Raw genomic sequence first — 24,641 nt, 5'->3', positions numbered from 1 at the left:
TACTATGCGAGCGCTTATTAATGGAGAGCCGTCGAATGACGTTCGTTGAAGTCCTAAAAAAGAGGCAATGGATATGAAAGGAAAGACTCTGCGAGGGTCGAACAGTTTCCTATCCATCGGCCTCGTGTTGCTGCTCTCGGGTTGCAGCAACCTCGATATCCTGAATCCGAAGGGAAGTGTGGGTCTGGCGGAACGTGATCTGATCGCGACGTCGACCTGGGCCATGCTTGTTGTGGTCGTTCCGGTGATCTTCCTCACGCTGCTGTTCGCGTGGAGCTATCGCGCGTCGAACAAAAGCGCTGAATACCGTCCGAAGTGGGTCCATTCGACCGGTATCGAAATCGCGGTTTGGACGATTCCGACGCTGATCATTCTGTTCCTGGCCGTGTTGACGTGGAAGAGCACGCATGAGCTCGATCCGTACCGTCCGCTCGAGTCGCAGGTCAAGCCGATCAACGTCGAAGTCGTCGCACTCGACTGGAAGTGGCTGTTCATTTATCCCGACCTCGGTATTGCGTCGGTGAACCAGCTTGCGATCCCGGTCGGCACGCCGGTGAACTTCATGATCACGTCGGACTCGGTGATGAACTCGTTCTTCATCCCGCAGCTCGGCGGCCAGATCTACGCGATGGCAGGAATGCAAACGCGTCTGCACCTGATCGCTGACCAGGCCGGCGATTATGCGGGCACGTCGGCGAACTTCAGCGGCAAGGGCTTCTCGGACATGAAGTTCCGTACGCTCGCCAAGTCGCCGGAAGAGTTCAACGCATGGGTTGCGAAAGTGCGCGCGTCGTCGGACACGCTCAGCATGGACCGCTACCACTCGGTCTCAGAGCCGAGCGAGAAGGATCCGGTGCGCTACTTCTCGTCGGTCGATCCGAAGCTCTTTCACAACATCATCGCCCGATATAACAACGGCAACGTCATGGAAAACATGAAGGATGCCAACTGCGGGCCGAAGGGATAAGCATGTTCGGAAAACTCTCACTAGACTCGATCCCGTACCACGAGCCGATCATCATGGTGACCGCTGCCGGGATCGCCCTCGGCGGTGCGCTCGTTCTGGGTCTGATCACCTATTTCGGCAAGTGGCGCTACCTGTGGACCGAATGGTTCACGTCGGTCGACCACAAGAGGCTGGGCGTGATGTACATCGTGGTTGCGCTCATCATGCTGTTCCGCGGCTTCGCGGACGCGATCATGATGCGTACCCAGCTAGCGCTGTCGTATAACGCGCCAGGTTTCTTGCCGCCCCACCATTACGACCAGATCTTTACCGCGCACGGCGTCATCATGATTTTCTTCATGGCGATGGTGTTCATGGTCGGCCTGATGAACATCATCGTGCCGTTGCAGATCGGTGCCCGCGATGTTGCGTTCCCGTTCCTCAACTCGTTGAGCTTCTGGATGACCGCCATCAGCGTGATCCTGATCAACATCTCGCTGGTAGTCGGTGAATTCGCGCAAACGGGCTGGCTGGCTTATCCGCCGCTGTCCGAATTGCAGTTTAGTCCGGGTGTCGGGGTCGATTATTACCTGTGGAGTCTGCAGCTCTCCGGTATCGGCACGTTGCTGACCGGCGTGAACTTCTTCGTGACGATCGTCAAGATGCGCGCGCCGGGCATGACGTTCATGAAGATGCCGGTGTTCACGTGGACCGCGCTGTGCACGAACGTGCTGATCATGGCCTCGTTCCCGATCCTGACCGTCACGCTCGCGCTGCTCGGTCTGGACCGTTACCTCGGCATGCACTTCTTCACGAACGATGCCGGCGGCAACGCGATGATGTACCTGAACCTGATCTGGGCATGGGGTCACCCCGAGGTGTACATCCTGATCCTGCCGGCGTTCGGTATTTTCTCGGAAGTCGTGGCGACCTTCGCGAAGAAGCCGCTGTTCGGCTACAAGACGATGGTGTGGGCGACCTGCGCGATCATGGTGCTGTCGTTCCTCGTGTGGCTGCACCACTTCTTCACGATGGGTTCGGGCGCTGATGTCAACGCGTTCTTCGGTATTGCGACGATGATCATTGCAATTCCGACCGGCGTGAAAGTGTTCAACTGGCTGTTTACGATCTACAAGGGCCGTCTGGAGTTTACGCCGCCGATCCTGTGGACCATCGGCTTCATGGTCACCTTCACGATCGGCGGTATGACCGGCGTGATGATGGCGATTCCGGGCGCGGACTTCGTGCTGCACAACAGCCTGTTCCTGATCGCTCACTTCCACAACGTGATTATTGGTGGCGTGGTCTTCGGTTACCTGGCTGGTATGAACTACTGGTTCCCGAAAGCGTTCGGCTTCAAGCTGAATGAGAAGTGGGGCAAGGCATCGTTCTGGTTCTGGCAGATCGGTTTCTGGGTTGCGTTCACGCCGCTGTACGTGCTGGGCTTCATGGGCATGACGCGTCGTCTGAATCACTATGACAATCCGGATTGGCATCCGTGGCTGATGTTCGCGTGGGTCGGTGCTGTGCTGATCGCGATCGGTATCGCTTGCCAGGTGCTTCAACTGGTCGTCAGCATTCGCGACCGCAACCTGCCGCAAAACCGCGACGTCACGGGCGATCCGTGGGACGCTCACACGCTGGAATGGGCAACGAGCTCGCCGCCGGCGTCGTACAACTTCGCGATCATTCCGGACGTGCGTGAACTGGACGCATTCGCTGAAATGAAGTTGCGCAAGGATCAGCCGAAGCCGGTGTATCGCGACATTCACATGCCGTCGAACACGCCCGCGGGTCTGGTTGTGGCGATGTTCTCCCTTGTGCTGGGTTTTGCCGCTGTGTGGCATATCTGGTGGCTCGCGATTATCGGTCTGGTCGGCGCGATCGGTACTGTGATCATTTACAGCTTCCAGAAGAACGAAGGCTTTTACATCCCGGCCGCCACGGTCGCGGCGATTGAAGAGAAACGCTCCGGTGCCGGTGCGCCGATCGCGTTGGAGGTGGATTGATGTCAAACAACACTCTTACGGCAGACTCGCATCACCACGATGCGCATCATGACGATCACCCGCCGTCGCATTCGGTATTCGGCTTCTGGCTGTACCTGATGACCGACTGCATCATCTTCGCGTCGCTGTTCGCGGTGTTCGCGGTGATGCAGCACCAGTTCGCGGGTGGTCCCACCGGTAAGGATCTCTTCGAGATTCCGGGCGTCGCGCTCGAAACGACGATGCTGCTGCTGAGCAGCATCACCTACGGCTTTGCGATGCTGGGCGCGCACAAGAACCGCAAGGGCGTGCTGCTGTTCTGGCTTGGCGTGACGTTTCTGCTCGGTCTCGCGTTTCTCGTGCTGGAAATGCGCGAGTTCTCGCACCTGATCGCCGAAGGCGCGGGTCCGAGCCGCAGCGCGTTCCTGTCGTCGTTTTTCACGCTGGTCGGCACGCACGGTCTGCACGTCACGTTCGGTCTGATCTGGATGGTGGTGCTTGCCATTCAGGTGCTGCGTCATCGCGACCTGACTGAACGCGACATGATTCGCCTGACTTGCCTGAGCCTTTTCTGGCACTTTCTGGACGTCGTGTGGATCGGCGTCTTCACCTTTGTCTATCTTGCGAGCGTGATCTAAATGGACCATAGCCATAACTCACACTCGGGTGAAGGTCACGGCAGCTTCGGCAGCTATATGACGGGTTTTGTGCTGTCTGTCATTCTGACTGTCGCGGCGTTCGGCCTCGTGATGAACGGAGCGTTGACGGGCCAGAACGCGCTGTTCGCAATTGCGGGCCTCGCGTTCGTGCAGATCATCGTGCACCTGGTGTTCTTCCTGCACATGAATACGTCGTCGTCGCAGCGCTGGAATGTGACGGCGTTCGCTTTCACGGCGCTGACCGCTGTGATCGTGATCGGCGGCACGTTGTGGGTCATGCATAACGTCAGCATGAACATGATGTCGCGCTAAGCTGCAAAACGCTTTAGCCCCGAAAGAAAGCCCCGCAAGACGGAAGTCTTGCGGGGCCAGCCGGCCGCGGTGGTTATGCAACGCTCCTTGTCAGCGAAAAGACAGTCGACACGACCAAGACGGTGGTCGGGGAACAATGTGAAAGCAAGGACAAGGCCGCCAGGCCGGCCAGCTTTACAATGGAATATGACGGTTCGCGCTATAGCGTTCCGGTTGGTCTGAGCGACGACCAATAGTCCTGCCGCGCCGAAACCGCCAATGCTTGATGCGTCTCAATTATCCAGAGACGTACATCTTTGCCGGCCGCCGCATCACTCTATCCACCTACGGCCAATCATCATGCTGCAATTGTCGCGCGTTGCGTGTCCGCAATCCAGCCCTTACCGTTCAGTGCAGCGATGATCGAGTGGGTCCGTCAGCGCTTGATCGCTACTCGACAAACATCAATAGGTCGCTTTGCAATCCAGCGACACCAGGCCCGGCACGGACGTTACTTAATGTTCGTCAGCCTGTCCGTTGCCTGTTTGGCGCCATCAATCGCGACAGCAGCAAGCTTTGACTGCGGCAATGCCAGAACCCGTTTCGAGAAGACGGTCTGCGCCGATCCGAAGCTATCGGCGCAGGACGCAGCGATGGCGCAGCGCTACGATGCGGCTCTGCCATTACTTTCCGACCCGGGAAAAATGATCCTGCGCACCGGGCAGGAACAGTGGCTCAAAGTTGTGAAAGTTCTGTGTCTTGACAACAAGAGGGATGAAAGCCCTACCTTCTGTCTGCGACGGCAGTACGCCGACCGGCTTGACGATCTGCGCAGCGCCGCCACTTCCATTGGTCCCTTCGTGTTCAGCCGAATTGACCATTACACGTCAATCGGGAAGCAAGAAGTCACCGGCATCCCTTTGGAACAGCACACGGGCCTGCCAAGAATCGATCATCCGATTTCCCCGGTAGCAGAACAATGGAATGATGCGATAGTCCGATCGGCAGCGACAGCGCGAACAAAATGGTGTTTCGGAGACGCCGAGACGTCCAGCGACCAGTTCCTGAGCTTCAGAGTCCAGTCAGCAACGCCCGATTTTATTAACGTCGAGATGTTGCACACTGAGCAATGCGCTGCGGGAGCGGGTTCCGTGACCATGAGCAACATTTCCTACTTGCTCAAGCCAGTCCTGCATCGCCTCAAGACGGAGGACCTGTTCACGCCGGATAGCGGATGGGAGACCTTCTTACGCGATCGCGCCTCGCGGGGGTTGAACGCCGGCCCCTCTTTTACTGATGGAATCAGCAAAGACGTGCGGGATCCGACGGCATGGTCCTTCACGAAGGAGGGCCTTCTTATTTCGTTCAACCCCGGTGAAGCAGATGCAATCGCGTCCGGCATTCTCGAAGTGAGCGTGCCCTGGACCGATTTGCATCGTTTCCTTGCGCCGGGAGCGCCGGTACCGTGATGATGCTCTAACTAAGTCCCAATCGCGAGGCTCCGCCAAGCGGGCCGGTCATCGGGCCACATGCGCCATTCAACTTTGGACGCCCCGACGGATGAACCGCTAGAGCCCGCACGCAGCAGGAAGTGGAAGCTTTGCACGCATCGATCCGCACAACATTGACCTCTGGACTAGCGCGATCTCGCCCGCACGCGGGGTGCTGGTCGGGTTGCAACTCAAGGAAGATCTATGTGCATCCGCCGCCGTCGGAACTCACGCTAGCGGCGAGATAAGCGGTTCGGGTCGGGCCCCCGGCAGCTTAACCATTCACATGCAGCTTGACGAAACTCGGCCAGTGTCATCCAGCGGCCAGAGTATGCAACGTAACGCGATCGCGAACGCGAATCCGTCGGCCTTCCTTTGCGATTACGCCGCGGTTGGTCAGGGATTTCAGCACGCGCGACACGGTTTCGCGGCTGACTTTTGCCATTGCCGCGATAGTCGCCTGGTCGGGGAGTTCGATCAGGGGCGATTCATCCTTTTCCGCATTGTTGATCGCCGACTCGATGACAGCTGAGATTCGGGCATCCGCGCGCGGTAGTCCCTGTACCGCGTGACGTTCGATAAGATGCATAACCCGAATGGCCATGGAGTTGTTTAACACGCGCGCTACATTGGGCTCATTGAACAACTGCCGGGCGTGGGCTCGGCTAAAAAGGGCTACAGTACTTTTCCTGACGGCCACGATGTTCCCGTGAATGGAAGAGTTGAGAAGGATCGGCTCTTCTCCGCCCGAATGTCCCGGATTGAGCGTACGCACCGGGATTTCGCGACCGTCCTCGGAGAGGATGGAAGTTCGCAATTGTCCCGATATAACGAGCACAAATGGGGATCGCGGGTCGCCCTGAAAACAGACGTAGTCCCCGGGCCCGAATTCGGCGAGCCGGACCACCTCGCCGGCTCTCTTTACTGTGTCGTCATCAGCCGTAGCAAAAAGGGGCTGCTCTCTCAGAAGTGTTTCCATCCGCACGCGATTTTTGTTCTTTCATCGCCTTATATAACGGCGCGAATTCTTCAGACTTTAACATTTGTTGCATTTTGGCCATATTTGAAACAATCGTACTTTTTTTGTAATGTATAGCGCCGTTCGCGGCTGATCAATTCTAGCCCCCGGTACTTCGTGGTTTGACCTTGCTCGATTCTTGATCATTGCCGCGGCAAAGCCGTATTGGCGCCGGTGCACGGGCTCGAAGCCCAAAGATGTTGAAATGCTGTGCAAGTATTGCGGGAGAAGCTGGCGGTGAAGGTTATCTCCGCCGCGGTCTGCCTTTCAGCGTTTGCCTCCGTGTCGCACCGCACGGACCAAGAATTGCTGTCGCCTAGACTATCCGTAGATTTATGCCCTTTCCGGGGATAACGAAACCGGGAGCCACAGCGATGGACTTCGACCGCATGCAGCAGGTATTGGAAGCCTTGCAGGCGCAGTGCCCGCACACCGACCCGCACGGAATTGACGTCTGGAGCCGCGCGATCACGCGCGCACGCGAGGCACTTCTCGGGCAGCAAATCAAGGACGATAGCGCCGCTCGAGCGACGGTTCGTTCGCGGGTGTCAGCGGGCACCCACGGATCACTTCGCATTGTCTGGCGCAGCTAGGCCGCCGCACCGGGGACACCAATGACCGCGAGTCATGCGTACGACAGAAGTTAGCTTTCTGTCTTGTTTTGCCCGACAGGAAGCGATGCCTAAAGAACGCATTGACGCCGATTTCTGGTTACTGATCGAACTGCTTTTGCCTGCACGAGCGCGCTGGCGACGGCTAGTCGCGCGGCAGCAAGCAGGCGTCTGGCAACGCACCCACGAAACGCTGCTGGCCGAATTGCGTCGCCGTGGCGAAATCGATTTGTCGCGAGCGCTGGTCGACAGCTCATCGATTCGTACCGTGCTGGCGGGAAAAAACCGGCCCGAATCCCACGGACCGGCGCACGCTCGGCAGCAAACACCACCTCATCGTCGATGTGCAAGGTATCCCGCTCACGGTCACCTGAGCGCGGCAGACCGCCGCGACATCATCCAGCTTGATGCGCTGGCCGAGGCAATTCCGCACATTCTTTGCAAGCGGGGCGTCCCCTGCATAGACCGCAAATCGTTCAGGGCGACCGGGGCTACAGTTCTGAACCACATCGACCACGCTTGAGAGAACGCGGCATCACGCCGGTGCTCGCAAAAATCGGTTCGCCCCGCGGAAGTAGTCTCGGCAAAACGCGATGACTAGTCGAGCGCTCGATTGCATGGCTTCACTCGTTTCGACGCCTGAAGAGTCGCTACGAACGCTACGCTCATGTTCACGAGGCCTTCCTGTCTCTGGCTTGCGCCTTGATTTGCTGGACGCGTCTCAAGCCACGTGAGCAGTTTCAGTCGCACCTCGATCGCGGCGCCGAGGTTGGACGAATCGCGGTTCAGTGTGACGTCCGTCACATCTCCGCAGCCGCCAACAGCTAAAATCGGCCCCGCCATGGCGGCAGTACGAGCTTCGCAGCGACGGTCGCAATCCGGCCGGGTGGCTTCACCCGGTGGCGTTTGCCGTGGTTAAACGAACCAAACGGACTATTCACACACGATGGCTGACTCTGTAGTGACCTCGCTCGCGCTTGTGGTGCCCGCGTATAACGAAGACGAGGTACTCGATACTTTCCACGCCCGGCTCAGCGCCACGCTCGGAAAGCTGGAGAACGTGCTGGCGGAGATCATCTATATTAACGACGGCAGCACGGACGACACGCTTTCGGTCCTCCATGCGCTCAAGAGCGCCGACAGCCGGGTCACCATCGTCAATCTCAGCCGCAACTTCGGTAAGGAGATCGCGCTTGCGGCCGGCCTCGATCACGCCAACGCCGATGCATCGATCGTGATCGATGCCGATCTGCAAGATCCGCCCGAACTGATCCCAGAGTTCGTCCGGATCTGGCGGCAGGGCTTCGACGTCGTGTACGGACAGCGAATCTCGCGCAACGGCGAAACCGCTCTCAAAAGGGCTTCGGCGTTCGCCTTCTATCGCGTCATCGGTTCGTTGAGCCGGATTTCGATTCCGCAGGACACGGGCGATTTCCGCCTTCTCAGCCGGCGCGCCGTCGAGGCGCTGCGACAGTTGCCTGAGCAGCATCGCTATATGAAGGGGCTGTTTGCGTGGATCGGCTTTCCGCAGACGGCACTGCGATACGAGCGCGATGCTCGCGACGCGGGAACCTCGAAATTCAACTACGTGAGACTGTGGCATTTCGCGATCGAAGGCATCACTTCGTTCTCCATCGCGCCGCTGCGGCTCGCGTCCTGGGTGGGCGTGTGCGTCGCGCTTTCAGCATTCTGCGGCACGCTCTGGATCATCTATAAGACGCTGATGTACGGCAAACCTGTCGCCGGCTATCCGTCGCTCATGGTGACGCTGCTGTTTCTCTCCGGGGTGCAGATGATCGGGCTCGGCATCAGGGGGGAATATCTCGGGCGAATGTTCAACGAATCGAAGCGGCGGTCTCTTTACTTCGTCCAAAACTATCTGCCGATCGGCCATGCTCTCGACCGGGCAGCATGGCCCGACACCCGTTCCGGCCGGGAGGAACACGTCCGGCTTGTCCACACATCTCGCTTCGCAACGCGAAGGCCTTCTGCCCTGAGCGCCCGATCAGCCACCCTGGCCGCGCCCGCCGGCTGAGATGTGTCTTACGGCGCACCGCCACATCAACTCATACCGGCTAACGGCGGCGCGAGAAGCCGCCAGGTCCGCTTCGCCTCTAACAGGACTATGGTGAATCAGGTAAAACGGCAAGCCCATTCGGTGAGAGCGCTCTGTTCCAGCATTGCGCAGCCAGAGCCCGCCATGTGGGTCGCTGGACTGACGATCGGCCTCGTCACCGCCGTCTGGCTATACGGCTGGCGCATCGCCATCCCCAGCAACGTCGGCTGGCTGCTTCAGGGCGGCGATATCTCCAGCCATTTCCTCGGCTGGGACATGTTCCGCCGCGATAGCTGGCGCTGGCCGCCCGGCGCCAATCCGATGCTAGGCGACATTGCTCCCAATTCCGTGGTGTTCACCGATTCCGTTCCACTGTTGGCCTTGCTGTTCAAGCTGCTGCGAGCAGTGCTGCCCGATCCGTTCCAGTATCAGGGCTTTGTGCTCATCGGCGACTTCATGCTCAACGGCGCCTTCGCGGCGCTGCTCGCCTACCGGTTGTGCAGAAAGGCGGTCCCGTCGCTGGCGATGGCGGCCTTCGTCGCGACGGCAACGATCGTGACCAGCCGCGGGCCGGGCGGTCACGGGCACGATTCCCTGACGGCCCACTGGCTGATCCTTGCCGCGTTCGTCCTCATATGGACTGGCCAGCAGATGGCCACGTGCCGGCGCTATCGCCTGTGGACCCTGCTGATCCTGGCTAGCGCACTGGTCCACTTTTACCTCCTTGTCATGGTGCTCGCGATCTGGGCGGCCGATGGTATCTATCGTTTCGCCGCGCTGCCCACGCACCGTCGCGGGCTGTGCGTGCATGCCTCGACGGTCGCCCTGTTGCTGCTTGCCACGATGTACCTCGCCGGCTATTTCTCCGGAGCAGAAGGCGTAATGCCAGATGCAACCGGTTTCGGCGTGTTCTCCGCGAACGTGCTGACGTTCATCGATCCCGGTTCGAGCGCGTGGTATTTCCGCTCGCCCACTGGTGTGTCGTCAATGTCTGTCTTCCTGCGCAACATGCCAGGATTCGGAGGCGGCCAGTACGAAGGCAACGCGTATCTGGGTGTTGGCCTGCTGATGGTTGTGGTCATCGGTGCCGCCTGCTGGCTGCGCGGCGAAAGCCTCCGGTTCGCCGCGCCAACCTGCGTCCTGTCGATTACCGCGCTGCTGCTGGCGCTCGCCGCGTTCAGCAACATCGTCGCGGTGGGCGGCCATGAGCTGATCCACGTCGATCTGCCGCGTTCGCTGGCCACGCTCGCCGGCCTGGTACGCTCGAGCGGACGCTTCATCTGGGTGCTGTTCTACTTGCTTATATTCGGCTGCTTTACGAGCGTCGCCAACCATCTGCGGCCCGCGCTGGCTGCGTCGCTGCTCATGTCGGCCCTGGCGATCCAACTGATCGATCTCGCGCAGTGGCACGCTTATCTGCGGCGTGCGAATCATGGTGATCCCGCGGTTCCCGCCGAGGTCGGGGATCCCCGTATCCAGGCGATGATAGCGGGTGCGCATCGCGTGGTGTTCGTGCCGGTCAAGGACATCCCCGATGGCTATATTGAGTTCACCTACCTGGCCGCGCAGCACAACATGGCCGTCAATTCGACGTATTCGGCCCGGCCCGTCCCGGCACTGCTGGCGCACGACGACGCCGTGGAAAAGCACAAGCTGCTCGACGGCCGCGTGCCGCCCGACGAGTTCTTCGTCGTCGCACAACAGGCCGGCGTTGCCGGGGCGGCCTGCGCGAGGCCCGGCATGACCTGCCTGCCGCTGGCGGGCTCCGGACTCGTGGTCATGCGTGCTCCTAACGGGTTGAACTAGCCATGGCGCCGGATCGAGCGATCAACAAGAAGTCACCCGCGGGCACCGCGTCCGCATTGCAGGCATCGGACGCTGGGGCGTTTCGTGCGGACGGAAGCGCCGCGCCCTCCGGCAATACGAGAGGGGCACGCCGATGGCTCGCCGAGACCTTGTCCTCCCGCGCGGCGATCGCGCTCTTCGCGCTAGTGCTCGGTCTGCTCAGTCTTTGCCTCTACACCGGCATGGGACCGATCGCGCTCATCAACGGCGGCGTGCTCGCAAACAGCGACTATCCTTACTCGGCTGCGGCCTTCCGGTTCTACGAAACCGACGGCTGGCACTGGCCGCTCGGCAGAAATCCCGCATTCGGCGACACGAACCTGTTTTTCAGCGACGGGGTGCCCTGGTTTGCCATGCTGGCCAAGACGATGCACACCCTGACCGGCATCAGCGTTCCCTTCGAAACGGTCATCGTCCTCAATTTCGTCCTGGTGGCGCTGTTTGCTGGCAGGCTGATCGCCCGTTGCAGTGACGACCCGTATGTCGTTCTCGCCGGCATAGCGCTGTTCGTGCTGAACCCGGTGATGCCCACGAGGATCATCGGTGCGCAGCACATTGCGCTCTCGAGTTATTACGTCCTGCTGTTTTCGATGACCTGCGTCGCAGACAATCCGAAGACACTCCGCCAGCGCGTCGAGCCCGTGATCGCTACGACGCTGTCGGTGATGACGCATATGTATCTCGGCGCGATGTCAGTCGTCCTCGTGTGTCCCGCTGCTTGCCCGGCGGCGCTATTTCACGGCGCTTGCGTGCGCGGTCATGCCCGTTGTCGCACTGTGGGCATATGGAGCATTCGCCGGTGGCTACACGTTACTCGACGGCGCCGAGAAATACAGCATGGATCTGGCGGCGATCTTCAATTCCCTGAACTGGGGCGTCGTAGGCGAACTCTACCGGCCCGCGTATCCCGAACAGGGCGATTGCCTTCTCTATCTCGGTACCGGCACACTGCTGCTTGCTGGGGTGTGCCTCGCTTCGCGCACAGTGAAGCTCAGAAGCGCTGCGCCGACGCCGGTCCGCGCGCTTCCCACATCAGTCTGGCTCGCGTCAGTCCTGCTGATGCTTTACGCCCTGGCCTTCCAGCTGTTCGTGGCCGGGCATTCACTCATACATCTGGCGATCCCCGAAGTACTGCACCCGCTGTACGGCCGTTTCCGGGTCCCGGGCCGCTTCGCCACTCCGTTGGTGTACGCGCTCCTGGCCGCAACGGTGCTCTGCTGGGGAGCCCTTAAGCCGCGCCTGGGGAAATGGTGGTGGCTCGCAACCGCCTCGGCACTGTTCCTACAGTCGGCGGACGCTATCTACTCGTCGCGCAGCGCCACGCACCTTGTCGAAGCGGCGGCCACACAGACGCAGCGCGAGGCTGTTGCCCGTTTCATCGAGAATCGCCCCTGGTCGGGCCGTGTGTTCGAAAAGGTGCCGCTCGCCGATCTGGAGCAGCAGCGGCTCATCGATTACCTGCTTGTCCAGCACGGCGCAAAGGTGTTCGCCGTCACCCATGCGGCACGTCTGGACGTGGATGCTGTCAACAGGAGGATGGGGTACGACAGGGCGCAACAGGGGGATCTGATCATCGCGTCCGAGCCGCTGCAAGCGCGGACCTGCCGGTACACGATGGAAGCGCTCGGCTATTACTGGTGCCTGGTCTGAAATTCTTTACGCGGTGTGATTGATTTGGGCGTCAATAACGCACAGCGGGACTCACGCTCCGACGCAACGCCGCGAGGACACGGCCACGTAGCGAAACGGGCCACGCAAACATTGCGTGACCCGTCGCGTCAATCTGGTGCCCCCTGTCTGATTCGAACAGACCACCTCATGATTACAAGTCAAGTGCTCTACCAAATGAGCTAAGGGGGCGAAAACTGCTGCACGCCTGTCTTTCAAGCCAGACTAGCGTAGTGTTGGTGCCCATGGGCAGGATCGAACTGCCGACCTCTCCCTTACCAAGGGAGTGCTCTACCACTGAGCCACATGGGCATGCGCTTGCATGCTTTCGCACTGGAGCGGGAGACGAGGCTCGAACTCGCGACCTCAACCTTGGCAAGGTTGCGCTCTACCAGCTGAGCTACTCCCGCATTTCTGGCTCCCCGACCTGGGCTCGAACCAGGGACCTACGGATTAACAGTCCGGCGCTCTACCGACTGAGCTATCGGGGATCAGTGCCTTATCGGCCGGAGCAGGATTGTACAGTATTAGTTATGCTTATGGTGCGGTCAGCGGACTTCTCTGCGCCAAATTCATCTTGTGATATCGGCCGGGCGTTGGGGTGCGGGCGACATGGAGACGCGGAGCGGATTGTCGCCGCTGTCGCTGTGTTGCCGCCGGACTACCTTCCGTTCCGGGGTTGCCCCGCAGCAATGAATAGCAATTCTGATTGCGCGGCGTTGCCGCCTGTACGGCAAGAGTACGAAAGCAACTTGAGGGTGACCTGGCGTCGTCAGTCTCGGCCTTCTGTTTCACGTCCGAAGCGAGCACCGCCGCGCTTAGGTCGCCGACTAACTGCCGCGCCTGCTCCGGTTGCAGAAGTATTCGCGGCATTATTCTTTTCGCCCGTGCACCGGGTCGTTTCTGGACCCGAGCAAACGAATTGCTCGTGGTTGCTCAAGATCGGCACTCGGCAGCCGTTATCTTCGGTGTCGGTTCCCGGCGGTTGCTTTAAGCGGGTTTGCATGCGCTGAACGGCATGCGCAGTGCAACGGTAAGCCAACTTCCAATGAAAAGACGTCTACTGCTCGCCGTATTCCTCGCCTTTACCACCGGTCAAACGATAGCCGCCAGTTCCGGTACCGCAGATATGCACGCCAGGCGGACCCTCGAAACCAAACGCAAGCCCAGCGACATGAAGGGCGTCGACTGGATCGCGTCGTACGAACTCGGTCCGTTGCGCACTGCCTATCAGGCTGAGACCGCATGCGCCGCACCACTCGACGATCCGTACGTAATGGAGCACGGCGCCGATAAAGGCTTGGTGTTCCTTAAAGATCAGCGCAATCGACGTGTCAAGCGGTTCGCAGTCCCCGGCGCGCGGATTCGCGCGATCGTCCACGTCAAATACAACATGACGGTCCTCGACCGGGCGGACCTGGTATTTACCGATCTTCCGGGCCAGAACCTCGTGCTGGTCCACACGACTATCGAGAATGCCGGAATATTCACCAGTAGCGACATTTATCCGCTTGCGTACCGGCACGGCAAGATAATCGATAGCCACCACGTGATAGATGATCCGAGCTTGAGGAAAATGGTCGCGATGGGCGCTTTGCTGTATCGCGAGGTTGCGCGGCCCGCTGATTAGGGTGATGCATGGGGACTGGAAATTAGCGCCGAGCTTCTTCCGCGGGAAGATGCAGAGCGACCCGCGCGTGACGAGTGACAACCGTGGGTGAGGTTCGCTGTCCCGAGCTTCGCTTCAACGGCTACGGACGGCGTTGCAACAGTAGCGGGCGACGATCAGCGCGAAATCGACATGCTGGTCGGCCTTCAGAATGTGTCAGCACCTCGTTCCAAAGCGGCTGCTCCGGCCCGCTCCGGTTAGTCGGACGTAACTGAAGGCCCATCGATCCCGGTCGCTCCTTTCAGCACTCGCGCAGGATCATTCTGCATCGAAAATGATCGTTGCGGCCCACGCAACACTGATATTCTCATTTGCCCCTACGTGCGGGACGGCTTGAGCCGATATATACAGAGGTCTGCGCCGTGTATCGGCCTAGTGGCACACCAGGTCCGGTTTCAAAAGCAGATAAAAGGCAAGCACTGGTTGCGCAGTGCGGCCTACGATTACTTAAGGCTCACGCCTTTGGACCGGATGCCGCGTCTTCCTGCTGGTGCTCCAGGTATCACCCCATAGAAGATGTTGAAATGAATAACGATCGAGAGAAGCTGGAAGCAGTTCTGAGAAAACAGGCCCTTTTCGCTTTGGCCACTGACGACGTAATAAAAAGAGCAAGCGAGATGGCCCGCATCGCCGAATTTGGGCCCGGCGACTACATCTTCTTTCAGGGTGACCCACGATCGCCGCTCGTGCTGGTTATAACGGGACAATTGCGATCGTCCACACTCTCCGAGGATGGTCGCGAAACCCCGGAACGCGTGATTAATCCTGGACAATCGGGCGGGGAACCACCAATCCTTCAGGATTTATCCAGTCCTTGTAACATCGAGGCGGTCGGGAAGAGCACGGTGGCACTTTTCAGCCGAGCCCACGCCCGGCAGTTGTTCAATGAGCCGGATGTAGCGCGCGCGTTAAACAACTCCATGGCCCTTAGGGTTATGCAGCTTGTCGAACGCCAGGCAGTGCATGGACTGCCGCGCGCGGACGCCCGAATCTCAGCGGTCATCGAGTCGGCGATCAACGGCGCGGAGCAGGACGAATCGCCCCTGATCGAACTTCCAGACCAGCCGACGATAGCGGCAATGGCGAAAGTCAGTCGCGAAACCGTCTCGCGCGTGCTGAAATCGTTGACGAATCGCGGCGTAATTGCAAAAGAAGGGCGATTGATCCGCATTCGCGATCGCATTGCGTTACATACTCTGGCCACCGGATGACGGTGAGTGGATTTCATCCAGCTATCTGGACAGTAAAGCCGCCGGGGCCGACCGAACCGCGTATCTCGCCGCTTGCGTGGTTAGCTATCGGCGGATTCACATGTCTCCCCCTTGATTTGCTGGGCCACCTGTGCCTCCCACGCGCAATTGCGCTATAACCTGTGCTATTTCCATGACACATCACGCACCGCTCCGTCGCTCATTCGGCCTCACCGCTCTCGCCTTCGTTTTGCATGGTTCCACTGCGCTCGCGGACACGACGGTGCACTCACTATCCGGCGTACGCGGCGCCATGCAGACTAGTGACGCCCAAAAGATGTTCCATCATTCGATGACCGGTGAGCCGCAACCCGACGGCTTCGGCACAAAGCTGCCCGCCGGCTTCACCAAGGCATTTCTCGTCGAACAGCTGGCGCCGGGTCAGGACGCGCGGAGCGTCGTGTTGTCGGGCGCGAAGCCCTGGCCGCTGCGGCCGAACAGCTACGTCGCCATGATCTGTCTTGCCGACAGCCCGGAACTCGCCGCCTCCGCCCTGAAGTACCCACCTGCCTCGTGCGACAGCCTCGGCAGCGACGATACAGACCCGCGACGCGTCTGGTTCGGCGTCTTCGAAAGCAATGGGTCCGGCGCACCGCGGCTCGTGGCGCGAACTGAGGCGCCCGTCGCCACGCCGACCGACTGGCGCGACACAAACATCGACCGGCCGGACAAGCTCGATGCAAGCGACACAGGAAGCGAACAGCAGGCCATGCCGTCCAGCTGGTCTCGCTTCGATCTCGCTGCGTATCAGCTCCGCACCGGCGAATACGCGTTCGGCGTGCGCGCAGGATGGAACGAGGGTTACGCCGGGGGCGGTGCGGATTTCGAAGCGCTGTATCTGTTCGTGATCGACGGGAAATCACTGCGCGTGGTCTTCGCCCAGCCGATGGCTTTCGACAAGATGCTCGCAGGCGAGTGGCACAAGGACGGCACACGGAGCCACGATGTGTCGGACGCAGCGAATGCGCTCACCATTCTTCCCACCATGACCGGCGGCTATCATGATCTCCAGCTTCGGGAAAAAGCCGGTGGAAAGTGGCGGCGCACGTTCAAATGGTCCGCAGCGCAACAGCGATATGCGCCTAATCCCTGAGGGCAGACGATCTAGGCGACATCTGTTGCGGGGCAAGCGAGCTTAAGCGGGGTCGCCAGACCACTAAATGTCGAAGAACGTCGGCTAGCTTGCTTCCGACGATTCGTCGCTTGTAACAGGAAACGGCTTCATTGGCCGATACTGAGACTTCGATTATCGGCCGCTGCAGATTTGCTACAGCAATGACTGGGGGCTTATCTGGTGGGCGTTTTGCTTGTTACTCCACCCCTAAGCTATCGCCGAAGGAAGACCCGTCAAAGTGACTTTGGACGGCTCAGGTCGACCGAGGCCGTGTGAAAACGCAAACGTACTCAGTTTTCGGGTGTCGCTTTACCCTTCCCGAGTTGCTACCAAGCCAATACACCGCGATCTGACGGGTCGATTTTTTTGACGATCACATTTAACACGTGTTTTCACACAGCCTCGACCCGCAAGAGACACCCGGCTAGTAGCAGCCATTCGCTTAGCTGTAGCGGTCCGAATACATCCGACGCGGGAATTGATTACATTAGCGATCACGGGATCACATTGGCTGAGAATATCCGAGTGCGCGGGGCCTCATTGACCGAGAACAGCCGGGTTACACCTGACACAGGAACGGATAAAATCAGCGCCCCGTCTGGCCACAGAGACCATACACTTCTTGCTGCACAAACAAATATGCCGTCCTGGCTTAACTGAACCGCATTACCGAACGAGGCGGGGTTTAGGGTTAGGTCAGGAAAATTATCTGACGAGTTCTGCTTAGAACCACGACGGGAGATGCTGACCAGCTGCGGCTACGAACGCCTGTTCGTATTGGCTGATATCGATGTGCTGGCCGGTGATCATGATTTGCTGATTGGTCGGCGTGTTGTCGTGCGCGATGTGATCCACCCACCAAGCCAAACCGCCGTCATCCGATTCTCGGCCAAGGAAGACGTGATACATGGCCTGCACATCTTCCATGAGACTGACTTCATTGATAGTGTGGCTGGACAATGTTTGGTACTCAGGGCTAGCCTTCAATTGGGCGTCAACAGCGCCGAGTCCTTGCGTTGCGGCGTGATTGGTATAGAAATTCAATCCGCCCGTGTCAGCTACGCGATCAAGACGCAGGTTATACAGGCCCGACACTTCCATGCGTAGCGTACATTCGCCAGGTGTGTACTGCATGTGCAGGATGTTGCCGAACGTCGTGTCGTCAATGACGTGATAGACATACTTCGGCATGTTCGGCTGGTTTTCTTGCGCCTGGTTCTCGCCGATGCTGCCCTGATCAAGAATCGTATGAATGTCGGACTGCGTAAGCTGGCCTCCATACTCGGCATCGAGCATGGATATTAGTGCGGTGATACGCGGCGCGGCGAATGACGTGCCGATGGCGGTAGAGTTTTGCGGGTAATTCGCGACCGTGCCTAGGGTGACGTAATTCGTCATGGCCGGATTGGCGCTGCTATACCACGCCAATTGCTCGTGGCCGTTAGGGTCCAGATCCATCGCGCTCACGCTGATCACGAATGGCGTTGATGCATCAAACGACACTTTATTTGGGCTACTCGCACCGTCATTTCCAGCGGCAAAGACCATGGTCTTGCCGCTCAGGAATGCGTCTTCCAACGCGCTATATACGGCAGGATCGCCATTTAACCATGCGTTCGGCGAACGCGAGACAGCCAGACTCGCCCAGCTATTGTTGACAACGGGCGATGTGATGGAGGCTACATCGGAATTTATCTGAATGGATTCTGTGCTCCCCGAATCGGGAAACTGGAAAGCTTGTGTCTGATTCGACGAGAAACCATACTGCGATATGTAGTTGTTGATAGTTGCTGTCACCATGTCGGCATGGTTCTCGCCAGCCCTGTTCTGGATGTCATCGATAAGCGCGTAGTTGGCGACATACATAGGATGAATCCAGTGTGTTTGATAGGCGTAGGCGTTACCTGAGGACACGACAGGTAGAGTACTCCAATTGCCCGCGGCATCTGTGTTGTAGGGCACACTCTGCCCATTGCTTATGGCCGTCCCCCGCATATCACGCGCGAAACGCGACGGCGGGTTCAACCGGTCGTTGCAACACCTCTGTTCCAATACGGAATCGGAGAGTGGAGCACTATGGAACGACAGAGGAAGCATTGGCTAAGTGCGCAATCGAATGCCACGAATGGCACAGCGGCTTGCTTATCGAGCGCTAGCGATACTCTGATGTATGGGTTGGGGTACCGAATCCCTGGGTCGATTGTTCTTGTGATCGTGGGGCGTGCGCACATTTTTACCGCCGTGAAATTGCATAGGGGTATCCGTCTAACGCGCTGGCATCGTTGCCGCGACAATCTTCCGTTAACGACCGAGGGTGTGTGAAAACTCATGCTGAACACGGCGTTCTAAAAAATCGACCCTTCAGATCGGGCCGTATTGGCTTGGCAGCAACTCGGGAAGGGTAAAGCGACCCCCGAAAACCGAGTACTTTTGCGTTTTCACACGGGTGCGCGGGGAGACCGGCAAGGAGTAGGTGGTGCAAGTCCACTGCGATGAAGGAATAGCGAACCACATCGGCCCCGAGCCGTGCGCAGGCATCCGCGAGGATGTCGGCGAAGCGTCGGCAGGGGTACGTGCAGGCCAGCCTATAACGACCTTCCCGATTTAGCAAGGTTGGTTTATCGGTGATCGAACAAGCGCCTTCGTCGTGGGTCGGGACTTGGATGGCAGAACGGCGGCGGGTCAGACTGCATGCCTATAAACGGCCTTGCTGGGCGCGCTAGCGTTGCCGCGCCCGGGCCCGGATAGTAACCGCGCAGCGGGACTCCATTCATTGAGCGGCATTTGCGCTTAGCGCATCGCCTCACTGGCCTTCGAGTTCGCCTGCTGCCGGTCTGACCTGTCGCTATCTTGCCTTGTTGGGTCCTCGAGGTGGGAGTGAATTTACCGTGGACATGACGTTTCGGGGTTCGGGGCTTACGCGCCCGTCGCCCCGCTATGGCGGGCGGGCGCGTGGGATGGATCGAAACGTTCGCCCTTGGCGAGCACCGCCCACAGGATGCGGGCGTGCTTGTTGGCTACGGCAACAAGGGTTCGGTAGTATCCCACGCGAGCCTGCAACTGAATGATCCAGCGGGAGAGCCTGTCGTTGCGTCGGGGCGCGGTGAGGACGGCGGAGCGCGCGCCCTGAAACAGTAGCGTGCGCAGATAGTCGTTACCCTGTCTGGTGATGCGCCCGAGCCGCTGCTTTCCGCCGCTGCTGTTTTGCTTGGGCACGATGCCGAGCCACGCGGCCATCTGTCTGCCGTTTCTGAACTGTGTTGCGTCAACGATGGTGGCCACAGCGGCCGATGCGGTGAGCAGCCCGACCCCGCACAGCTCCATGCAACGCTGGGCCTGCGAGTCGTGGTTGGCGTGGTCGCCGATCTGTCGATCCAGCCACGCAATCTCGTCGTTCAGCGCCTGGCATTGGGCCCAGCCACGCATGAGAGCTTGACGGGCCGGACCGTTGAGTTCGTTTCCGCCGTCCTCAATGTGCTCAACGAGGTGTTTGCGCAACTGGTGGATGCCTTGAGGCAGGAAGACGCCGAACTCGCCTAGTAGCCCTCGCAACCGGTTCACGAGCGCGGTACGCTCCTCGACGAATCCGGTGCGCATGCGGTGTAGCACCAGCACGCTCTGCTGGCCCGGTGACTTTACCGGCACGAAGCGCATATTAGGGCGGCCGGCGGCCTCACAGACAGCTTCGGCATCCTGCACATCGTTCTTCACCTGGGCGCCGCCCTTGCGGTATGGCGCGACAAATTGCGGTGGAATGAGCCGTACCTGATGTCCGAGTGCGCGCAGTCTGCGGGCCCAGTAATGCGCGGCGCTGCACGCTTCCATGGCGACGAGGCAAGGCTGCAGATTGGCGAACCAGCTGAGGAAGTGCTCACGGCGAATGGCTTTGCGGACCACGACGTGCTCCGTGCCGTCGACTGCATGAATTTGCATGACGTTCTTCGCCAGATCGACGCCGACACGAATAATCTTTTCCATGGCTTCCTCCTTTCCGGAAGGTTGTGTAGCACCGGCCATGATGGCACCGAACAGTTCCCATGCTGGGATCGGGGAGGTCCTTACTAATTCATTGAGCCACGATAGAAAACTGATTGCGGGTGCCGACGCTGTCTGTGAGAGGTGGGCTCGCTCAGTCGGACAGTCTTCTGAGATTTTTAAGTGGAACGACCGAGGCAATCATGCCGCCGATTTGATCGCAGGCAGCGTCGCGAAGTATGCCTCATCCGGCGTCTGATCCGCCAGGCTCGAATGGGGCCGTTTCCGGTTGTACAAGCCGTCAACACAACGCCCATATCACCGAGTCAAGGGAAGTTCTCTATCGTTGGCACCCGTGGTACGGGCACACGGTATGGATTTTCGCCACGATAGAAAGGAAGAACGCCGAGTCAGTGCTGCGCTGTGGGCGAGAGCCGTTCGACACGGCGGGCTTGCTGGAGGTGCCGCAATGGATGTTCGATCCCGTTGCCTGCTGTCGCGTTACCTCGGCAACGTCTCCCGCCGTCAACTGTGAAGCATTGAGGGAACTGAAGCACCTGCTGGCGCAGGCGCCTGCCAGGCAGCGCGGTATGGTACAAGCCGAGCACCATCCTTTGCTCCGTACAGGAGGTGCTGATGCGACGCCAGACCAGCCCGCAACCGGGCGCTCAACTCGACCTGTTTCATCCTTTTCCGAAGACGCCACAGTGGACGCACCTGCCGCAGGAGGTCCGGCTGGAGGCGGTGCGTTTGCTGGCGCAACTGCTGCGGCAACACCGTCGCGGGCTGTTCGCCGTCGTACACGAGCCGGAGGTGCGCGATGAGTGACAAGATTCGGCCACAGCATCTGATGCGCAAGGCCATGCTGTATGTGCGCCAGTCGTCGGCCTACCAGGTCAGCCACAATCTGGAGAGCCAGAAGCTGCAGTATGCGATGCAGGATCGTCTGCATCAGTTGGGCTGGAACGAGATCGAAGTGATCGACGAGGATCTGGGGCGCTCTGCGGCCGGAACACAAACGCGCACGGGCTTCGAGCGGATGGTGGCAGAGGTCTGTCTTGGGCACGTCGGCGCAGTTGCCGCTCGTGAGGTTTCGCGATTTGCGCGCAACAGTCGCGAGTGGCAGCAACTGGTTGAGGTGTGCCGCATCGTCGACACGGTGCTCGTTGATCAGGAGACCGTGTACGCGCCACGGCAGAGCAACGATCGTTTGCTGCTCGGCTTAAAGGGCAGCCTGAACGAATACGAGCTGGATCTGCTGCGTCAGCGTTCACTCGAAGCTCGGCAGGAGAAGGCCAAACGCGGCGAACTCGTCGTCGCGGCGCCGGTGGGTTACTGCAAGACCGAAGACCAGCGCCTGGAGAAGGATCCGGATTTGCGCGTGCAGGACGCCATTCGCTCGGTGTTCCGCCAGTTCGGCGCGATTGGCTCGGTGCGTCAGACATTGTTATGGTTCCTGGAGCACGGACTGCAGTTGCCGGCATGCACGCCGCGCGGCGAAATCCAATGGAAACGGCCCAGCTACGGCACGGTGTACCGGATTCTGACCAGCCCGATCTACGGTGGCGCGTATGCCTATGGCAAGACCGAATGCACGATCAATTACGAAGGCGGGGAGCCGCGCAAACGTGATCGCCGCAAACCTCGGGATGAGTGGCTTGCGCTCATTCCCAATGCCCACGACGGGTACGTTCAGTGGGACGAATTCGAGCGGATCCAGTGCGCGATCAATGGCAACCTGCGTCTGGCCGGACACGCTGGCGCCCCAAAGAACGGTGAGGCCCTACTGGCGGGACTGTTGCGCTGTCGGCGCTGCGCGAGCAAGCTGACGCTACACTACACGGGTAACAGGCACGACGCCTTGCGCTATAGCTGTCATCGCGGTTGGCTGGACAAGGGACAACCGCGTTGCATTGCGTTCGGTGGCACGCGCGCGGACGCGGCCATCGCCGGGGCGGTCTTGCAGGTCGTTCAACCGGCGGCAATTGAGGCAGCAATGGTGGGGCGCGAAGAAGAGACCCTGAAGCAGGATGAAGTGCTGGCTGCGCTGCAGCGGGATCTGCAAGCGGCACGTTATACCGCCCAACGCGCGCAGAAACAGTACGACGCTGCTGACCCTGAAAACCGGCTTGTCGCCGACGAACTGGAGCGGCGCTGGAATGATGCGCTGCTGCGCGTGGAGGAAGTGGAATCGCGTATCGAGCAACAGTCGCGCACATCCGGTCAGACACCGCCTGCCCAGCCCGATGAGTTTGCCGATCTTGCTGCAGCGTTGGAATCGATCTGGCCGCATGCCGACGCCCGACTGAAGAAGCGTATTGTGCGCACCCTGATCCACGAAGTCGTGGTCGACGTCGACAACGCAACGAGCGAAATCGTGCTCGTCATCCACTGGAAAGGTGGAGTACATACCGAGATTCGCGTGCCACGGCGACGTCGCGGTGAGAACACCACGCATACGTCACGCGAAGCGATTGATGCCGTGCGCCAGCTCGTCCGTATCTGTCCGGATCTGGTGATTGCTGGCGTGCTCAATCGCAATGACCTGCGAACCGGGCGGGGTAACTTCTGGACCCAGGAGCGAGTCACCGCGTTGCGTAGCCACCATCAGATCCCTGTCTATTCGAGCGAGCGACGTGCCGCTGAAGGATGGATGACGTTGACCGAGGCTGCGGCGTTGGTCGGCGTGAGCCCCGGAACGCTCAGGCTTGCGGTCGAACGCAACGAGATCGTAGCCGAACATCCGTTGCCCAATGGTCCGTGGATCTTCAATCGCAATTCACTGGGCGGGGATGCCGTCTCCGAACTCGTGGCCAGGGCACGTGCACGGCGCGGATACCCCACAAAACCAATGGCACAACAGGGCTCTCTAGATTTATCAAGCACATAGCGAGGTTGGGCAGTATGAAACACACTTGTACAGATTGATGTAATCGCCGATTGAGCGCCGGGCGTGGCCGACCGATTCATAGGCTTTCAGATACACCTCTTCATATTTCACGCTGCGCCACACGCGTTCGACGAATACGTTGTCGCGCCAGGCGCCTTTGCCATCCATGGACAGGCGGATGCCCCTGCCGAGCACGGCGTCGGTGAACGCTGTCGCGGTGAACTGGCTGCCCTGGTCGGTGTTGACGATCTCAGGTTGCCCGTATTTCGCGAACGCTTCTTCCAACGCCTCGACAGCGTGCATCGCCTCCATCGTAATCGCCACGCGGTGGGCCAGTACCTTTCGACTGACCCAGTCCACCACGGCGGTCAGATATACGAAGCCGCGCGCCATCGGGATATAGCTCGTATCCAGTGCCCAGACCTGGTTTGCCCGATTGATCGTCATGCCCCGCAACAGATAAGGCCAGATCTTGTGCTTCGCATGACGGCGGCTTGTGTTCGGCTTGCAGTACAGCGCCTCGATACCCATGCGCTTCATCAGCGTGCGCACGCGCCTGCGGCCAATCTCGTGTCCCTCGCGACGCAACAGTCGGGCGAGCATCCGCGCCCCGGCAAACGGAAACTCCATGTGCAGTTCATCGATCCGGCGCATCAGCAACTGGTCTGCTTCGCTCACCGGTTGCGCCCGGTAATACACGCTCGATCTTGCAATACCAACGAGTCGCGCCTGCTGCGAGACCGGCAATGCATGCGTACGATCGATCATCGCTTTGCGCTCAGCAATCCCGCCTTGTTGAGCGCGCCGCTTAAAAAATCGTTCTCCAGCGTGAGCTGGCCGATCTTCGCATGCAGCTCCTTCAAATCGACTTGCGGCTCGCTCGACGCCGTGCCCCCTGCGCCAAACACGTCGGCGGCACGTTCCTGCAACTGCCGCTTCCATTCGGTGATCTGGTTCGGGTGCACATCGAACTGCTGCGCCAGTTCGGCTAGCGTCCGCTCACCCTTGACCGCCGCCATCGCCACTTTCGCTTTGAACGCAGCTGAGTGCGTCCGTCGGCTTCTCTTCGTCATCTTCAAGGTTCCTTTGTCGGCATTATCGCCGGCTCAGGCCCCGAACGTTCCACTTATCCGACTGTCCGAATTTGCGCGGCCACCTCTGATGCAACACA

At 59.6% G+C, this 24,641-nt stretch carries 16 protein-coding genes, 4 tRNA genes and 3 pseudogenes; 15 read left to right on the top strand and 8 right to left on the bottom strand.

The window, feature by feature from the left end; genetic code table 11:
* The first annotated feature begins 73 nt into the window (after positions 1-73).
* From cyoA to P0D89_RS37735, 5 genes are all read left to right on the top strand, one after another.
* Entirely contained in the window at positions 74-967 is an 894-nt protein-coding gene (gene cyoA / locus P0D89_RS37755; RefSeq protein WP_408378082.1) for a ubiquinol oxidase subunit II, read from the top strand.
* A 2-nt stretch (positions 968-969) separates the two neighbouring features.
* A complete protein-coding gene (cyoB, locus tag P0D89_RS37750; protein WP_408378080.1) occupies positions 970-2,955 on the top strand; it encodes a cytochrome o ubiquinol oxidase subunit I in 1,986 nt (661 codons plus the stop codon).
* Positions 2,955-3,572 (top strand): cytochrome o ubiquinol oxidase subunit III, encoded by a 618-nt coding sequence (gene cyoC, locus P0D89_RS37745; protein ID WP_408378079.1) that lies wholly within the window; start codon positions 2,955-2,957, stop codon positions 3,570-3,572. Before cyoB ends, cyoC begins: the two co-directional genes overlap by 1 nt.
* Complete coding sequence (gene cyoD, locus P0D89_RS37740; protein WP_408378077.1) at positions 3,573-3,905, top strand: cytochrome o ubiquinol oxidase subunit IV; 333 nt, start codon at positions 3,573-3,575, stop codon at positions 3,903-3,905. It begins immediately after the preceding gene.
* A 497-nt stretch (positions 3,906-4,402) separates the two neighbouring features.
* Positions 4,403-5,353 carry a DUF3298 domain-containing protein gene (locus P0D89_RS37735; protein WP_408378075.1) on the top strand — a complete coding sequence of 317 codons (951 nt, stop codon included), beginning with the start codon at positions 4,403-4,405 and terminating at the stop codon, positions 5,351-5,353.
* A gap of 334 nt (positions 5,354-5,687) precedes the next feature.
* Here P0D89_RS37735 and P0D89_RS37730 read toward each other — a convergent pair whose 3' ends face one another.
* Entirely contained in the window at positions 5,688-6,353 is a 666-nt protein-coding gene (locus P0D89_RS37730) for a Crp/Fnr family transcriptional regulator (protein WP_408378073.1), read from the bottom strand.
* 413 nt (positions 6,354-6,766) lie between these two features.
* Here P0D89_RS37730 and P0D89_RS37725 point away from each other — a divergent pair, with 413 nt between their 5' ends.
* The 5 genes and pseudogenes from P0D89_RS37725 (at position 6,767) to P0D89_RS54825 (ending at position 12,554) form a co-directional block, all read left to right on the top strand.
* Positions 6,767-6,985 carry a hypothetical protein gene (locus tag P0D89_RS37725; RefSeq protein WP_408378071.1) on the top strand — a complete coding sequence of 73 codons (219 nt, stop codon included), beginning with the start codon at positions 6,767-6,769 and terminating at the stop codon, positions 6,983-6,985.
* An 85-nt stretch (positions 6,986-7,070) separates the two neighbouring features.
* Positions 7,071-7,705, top strand: a pseudogene (locus P0D89_RS37720) (IS5 family transposase); the annotation flags it as partial.
* Between the two features lie 259 nt (positions 7,706-7,964).
* Positions 7,965-9,038: a glycosyltransferase family 2 protein gene (locus tag P0D89_RS37715; RefSeq protein WP_408378069.1), complete on the top strand. Its 1,074-nt coding sequence runs from the start codon at positions 7,965-7,967 to the stop codon at positions 9,036-9,038.
* A gap of 165 nt (positions 9,039-9,203) precedes the next feature.
* On the top strand, positions 9,204-10,865 hold the full coding sequence (locus P0D89_RS37710) for a DUF6311 domain-containing protein (RefSeq protein WP_408378067.1): 1,662 nt from the start codon (positions 9,204-9,206) through the stop codon (positions 10,863-10,865).
* A gap of 2 nt (positions 10,866-10,867) precedes the next feature.
* Positions 10,868-12,554: pseudogene (locus tag P0D89_RS54825) on the top strand (DUF6311 domain-containing protein).
* Between the two features lie 134 nt (positions 12,555-12,688).
* Here P0D89_RS54825 and P0D89_RS37695 read toward each other — a convergent pair.
* The 4 genes from P0D89_RS37695 to P0D89_RS37680 form a co-directional block, all read right to left on the bottom strand.
* Positions 12,689-12,764, bottom strand: a tRNA-Thr gene (locus P0D89_RS37695).
* 45 nt (positions 12,765-12,809) lie between these two features.
* Positions 12,810-12,884, bottom strand: a tRNA-Thr gene (locus tag P0D89_RS37690).
* Between the two features lie 22 nt (positions 12,885-12,906).
* Positions 12,907-12,982, bottom strand: a tRNA-Gly gene (locus tag P0D89_RS37685).
* 5 nt (positions 12,983-12,987) lie between these two features.
* Positions 12,988-13,063: transfer RNA gene (locus P0D89_RS37680), tRNA-Asn, on the bottom strand.
* Between the two features lie 557 nt (positions 13,064-13,620).
* Here P0D89_RS37680 and P0D89_RS37675 point away from each other — a divergent pair.
* The 3 genes from P0D89_RS37675 (at position 13,621) to P0D89_RS37665 (ending at position 16,584) form a co-directional block, all read left to right on the top strand.
* Positions 13,621-14,202 (top strand): hypothetical protein, encoded by a 582-nt coding sequence (locus P0D89_RS37675; RefSeq protein WP_408378066.1) that lies wholly within the window; start codon positions 13,621-13,623, stop codon positions 14,200-14,202.
* Between the two features lie 563 nt (positions 14,203-14,765).
* A complete protein-coding gene (locus tag P0D89_RS37670; protein WP_408378064.1) occupies positions 14,766-15,452 on the top strand; it encodes a Crp/Fnr family transcriptional regulator in 687 nt (228 codons plus the stop codon).
* 292 nt (positions 15,453-15,744) lie between these two features.
* Entirely contained in the window at positions 15,745-16,584 is an 840-nt protein-coding gene (locus P0D89_RS37665) for a hypothetical protein (RefSeq protein ID WP_408378062.1), read from the top strand.
* A 744-nt stretch (positions 16,585-17,328) separates the two neighbouring features.
* Here P0D89_RS37665 and P0D89_RS37660 read toward each other — a convergent pair.
* Both P0D89_RS37660 and P0D89_RS37655 read right to left on the bottom strand, forming a co-directional pair.
* The gene (locus P0D89_RS37660; protein ID WP_408378060.1) at positions 17,329-18,471 is read right to left on the bottom strand and encodes a S8 family serine peptidase; all 1,143 of its coding nucleotides are present in this window, start codon (positions 18,469-18,471) and stop codon (positions 17,329-17,331) included.
* 1,050 nt (positions 18,472-19,521) lie between these two features.
* Positions 19,522-20,583, bottom strand: a complete 1,062-nt coding sequence (locus P0D89_RS37655; protein WP_408378057.1) for an IS110 family RNA-guided transposase — start codon at positions 20,581-20,583, stop codon at positions 19,522-19,524.
* Between the two features lie 633 nt (positions 20,584-21,216).
* Here P0D89_RS37655 and P0D89_RS37650 point away from each other — a divergent pair.
* The gene (locus P0D89_RS37650; protein ID WP_408370915.1) at positions 21,217-21,408 is read left to right on the top strand and encodes a hypothetical protein; all 192 of its coding nucleotides are present in this window, start codon (positions 21,217-21,219) and stop codon (positions 21,406-21,408) included.
* Positions 21,401-23,470 (top strand): recombinase family protein, encoded by a 2,070-nt coding sequence (locus P0D89_RS37645; RefSeq protein WP_408378054.1) that lies wholly within the window; start codon positions 21,401-21,403, stop codon positions 23,468-23,470. The genes P0D89_RS37650 and P0D89_RS37645 overlap by 8 nt, the downstream gene beginning before the upstream one ends.
* Before the next feature lie 27 nt (positions 23,471-23,497).
* Here the strand turns inward: P0D89_RS37645 and P0D89_RS37640 are convergent.
* Positions 23,498-24,543 (bottom strand): annotated as a pseudogene (locus P0D89_RS37640) (IS3 family transposase); the annotation flags it as partial.
* Between the last annotated feature and the right edge of the window lie 98 nt (positions 24,544-24,641).

It is taken from the genome of Paraburkholderia sp. RL18-085-BIA-A (assembly GCF_046027075.1).
Taxonomy (GTDB): Bacteria; Pseudomonadota; Gammaproteobacteria; order Burkholderiales; family Burkholderiaceae; genus Paraburkholderia.
This window is presented reverse-complemented; position numbering and strand designations above follow the sequence as displayed.

Bases quoted from the DNA above. Each gene is read 5' to 3' on its own strand.
- cyoA (WP_408378082.1), top strand. From the start codon at position 74: ATGAAAGGAAAGACTCTGCGAGGGTCGAACAGTTTCCTATCCATCGGC.
- cyoB (WP_408378080.1), top strand. From the start codon at position 970: ATGTTCGGAAAACTCTCACTAGACTCGATCCCGTACCACGAGCCGATC.
- cyoC (WP_408378079.1), top strand. From the start codon at position 2,955: ATGTCAAACAACACTCTTACGGCAGACTCGCATCACCACGATGCGCAT.
- cyoD (WP_408378077.1), top strand. From the start codon at position 3,573: ATGGACCATAGCCATAACTCACACTCGGGTGAAGGTCACGGCAGCTTC.
- P0D89_RS37735 (WP_408378075.1), top strand. From the start codon at position 4,403: ATGTTCGTCAGCCTGTCCGTTGCCTGTTTGGCGCCATCAATCGCGACA.
- P0D89_RS37730 (WP_408378073.1), bottom strand. From the start codon at position 6,353: ATGGAAACACTTCTGAGAGAGCAGCCCCTTTTTGCTACGGCTGATGAC.
- P0D89_RS37725 (WP_408378071.1), top strand. From the start codon at position 6,767: ATGGACTTCGACCGCATGCAGCAGGTATTGGAAGCCTTGCAGGCGCAG.
- P0D89_RS37710 (WP_408378067.1), top strand. From the start codon at position 9,204: ATGTGGGTCGCTGGACTGACGATCGGCCTCGTCACCGCCGTCTGGCTA.
- P0D89_RS37675 (WP_408378066.1), top strand. From the start codon at position 13,621: ATGAAAAGACGTCTACTGCTCGCCGTATTCCTCGCCTTTACCACCGGT.
- P0D89_RS37670 (WP_408378064.1), top strand. From the start codon at position 14,766: ATGAATAACGATCGAGAGAAGCTGGAAGCAGTTCTGAGAAAACAGGCC.
- P0D89_RS37665 (WP_408378062.1), top strand. From the start codon at position 15,745: ATGCAGACTAGTGACGCCCAAAAGATGTTCCATCATTCGATGACCGGT.
- P0D89_RS37660 (WP_408378060.1), bottom strand. From the start codon at position 18,471: ATGTATGTCGCCAACTACGCGCTTATCGATGACATCCAGAACAGGGCT.
- P0D89_RS37655 (WP_408378057.1), bottom strand. From the start codon at position 20,583: ATGGAAAAGATTATTCGTGTCGGCGTCGATCTGGCGAAGAACGTCATG.
- P0D89_RS37650 (WP_408370915.1), top strand. From the start codon at position 21,217: ATGCGACGCCAGACCAGCCCGCAACCGGGCGCTCAACTCGACCTGTTT.
- P0D89_RS37645 (WP_408378054.1), top strand. From the start codon at position 21,401: ATGAGTGACAAGATTCGGCCACAGCATCTGATGCGCAAGGCCATGCTG.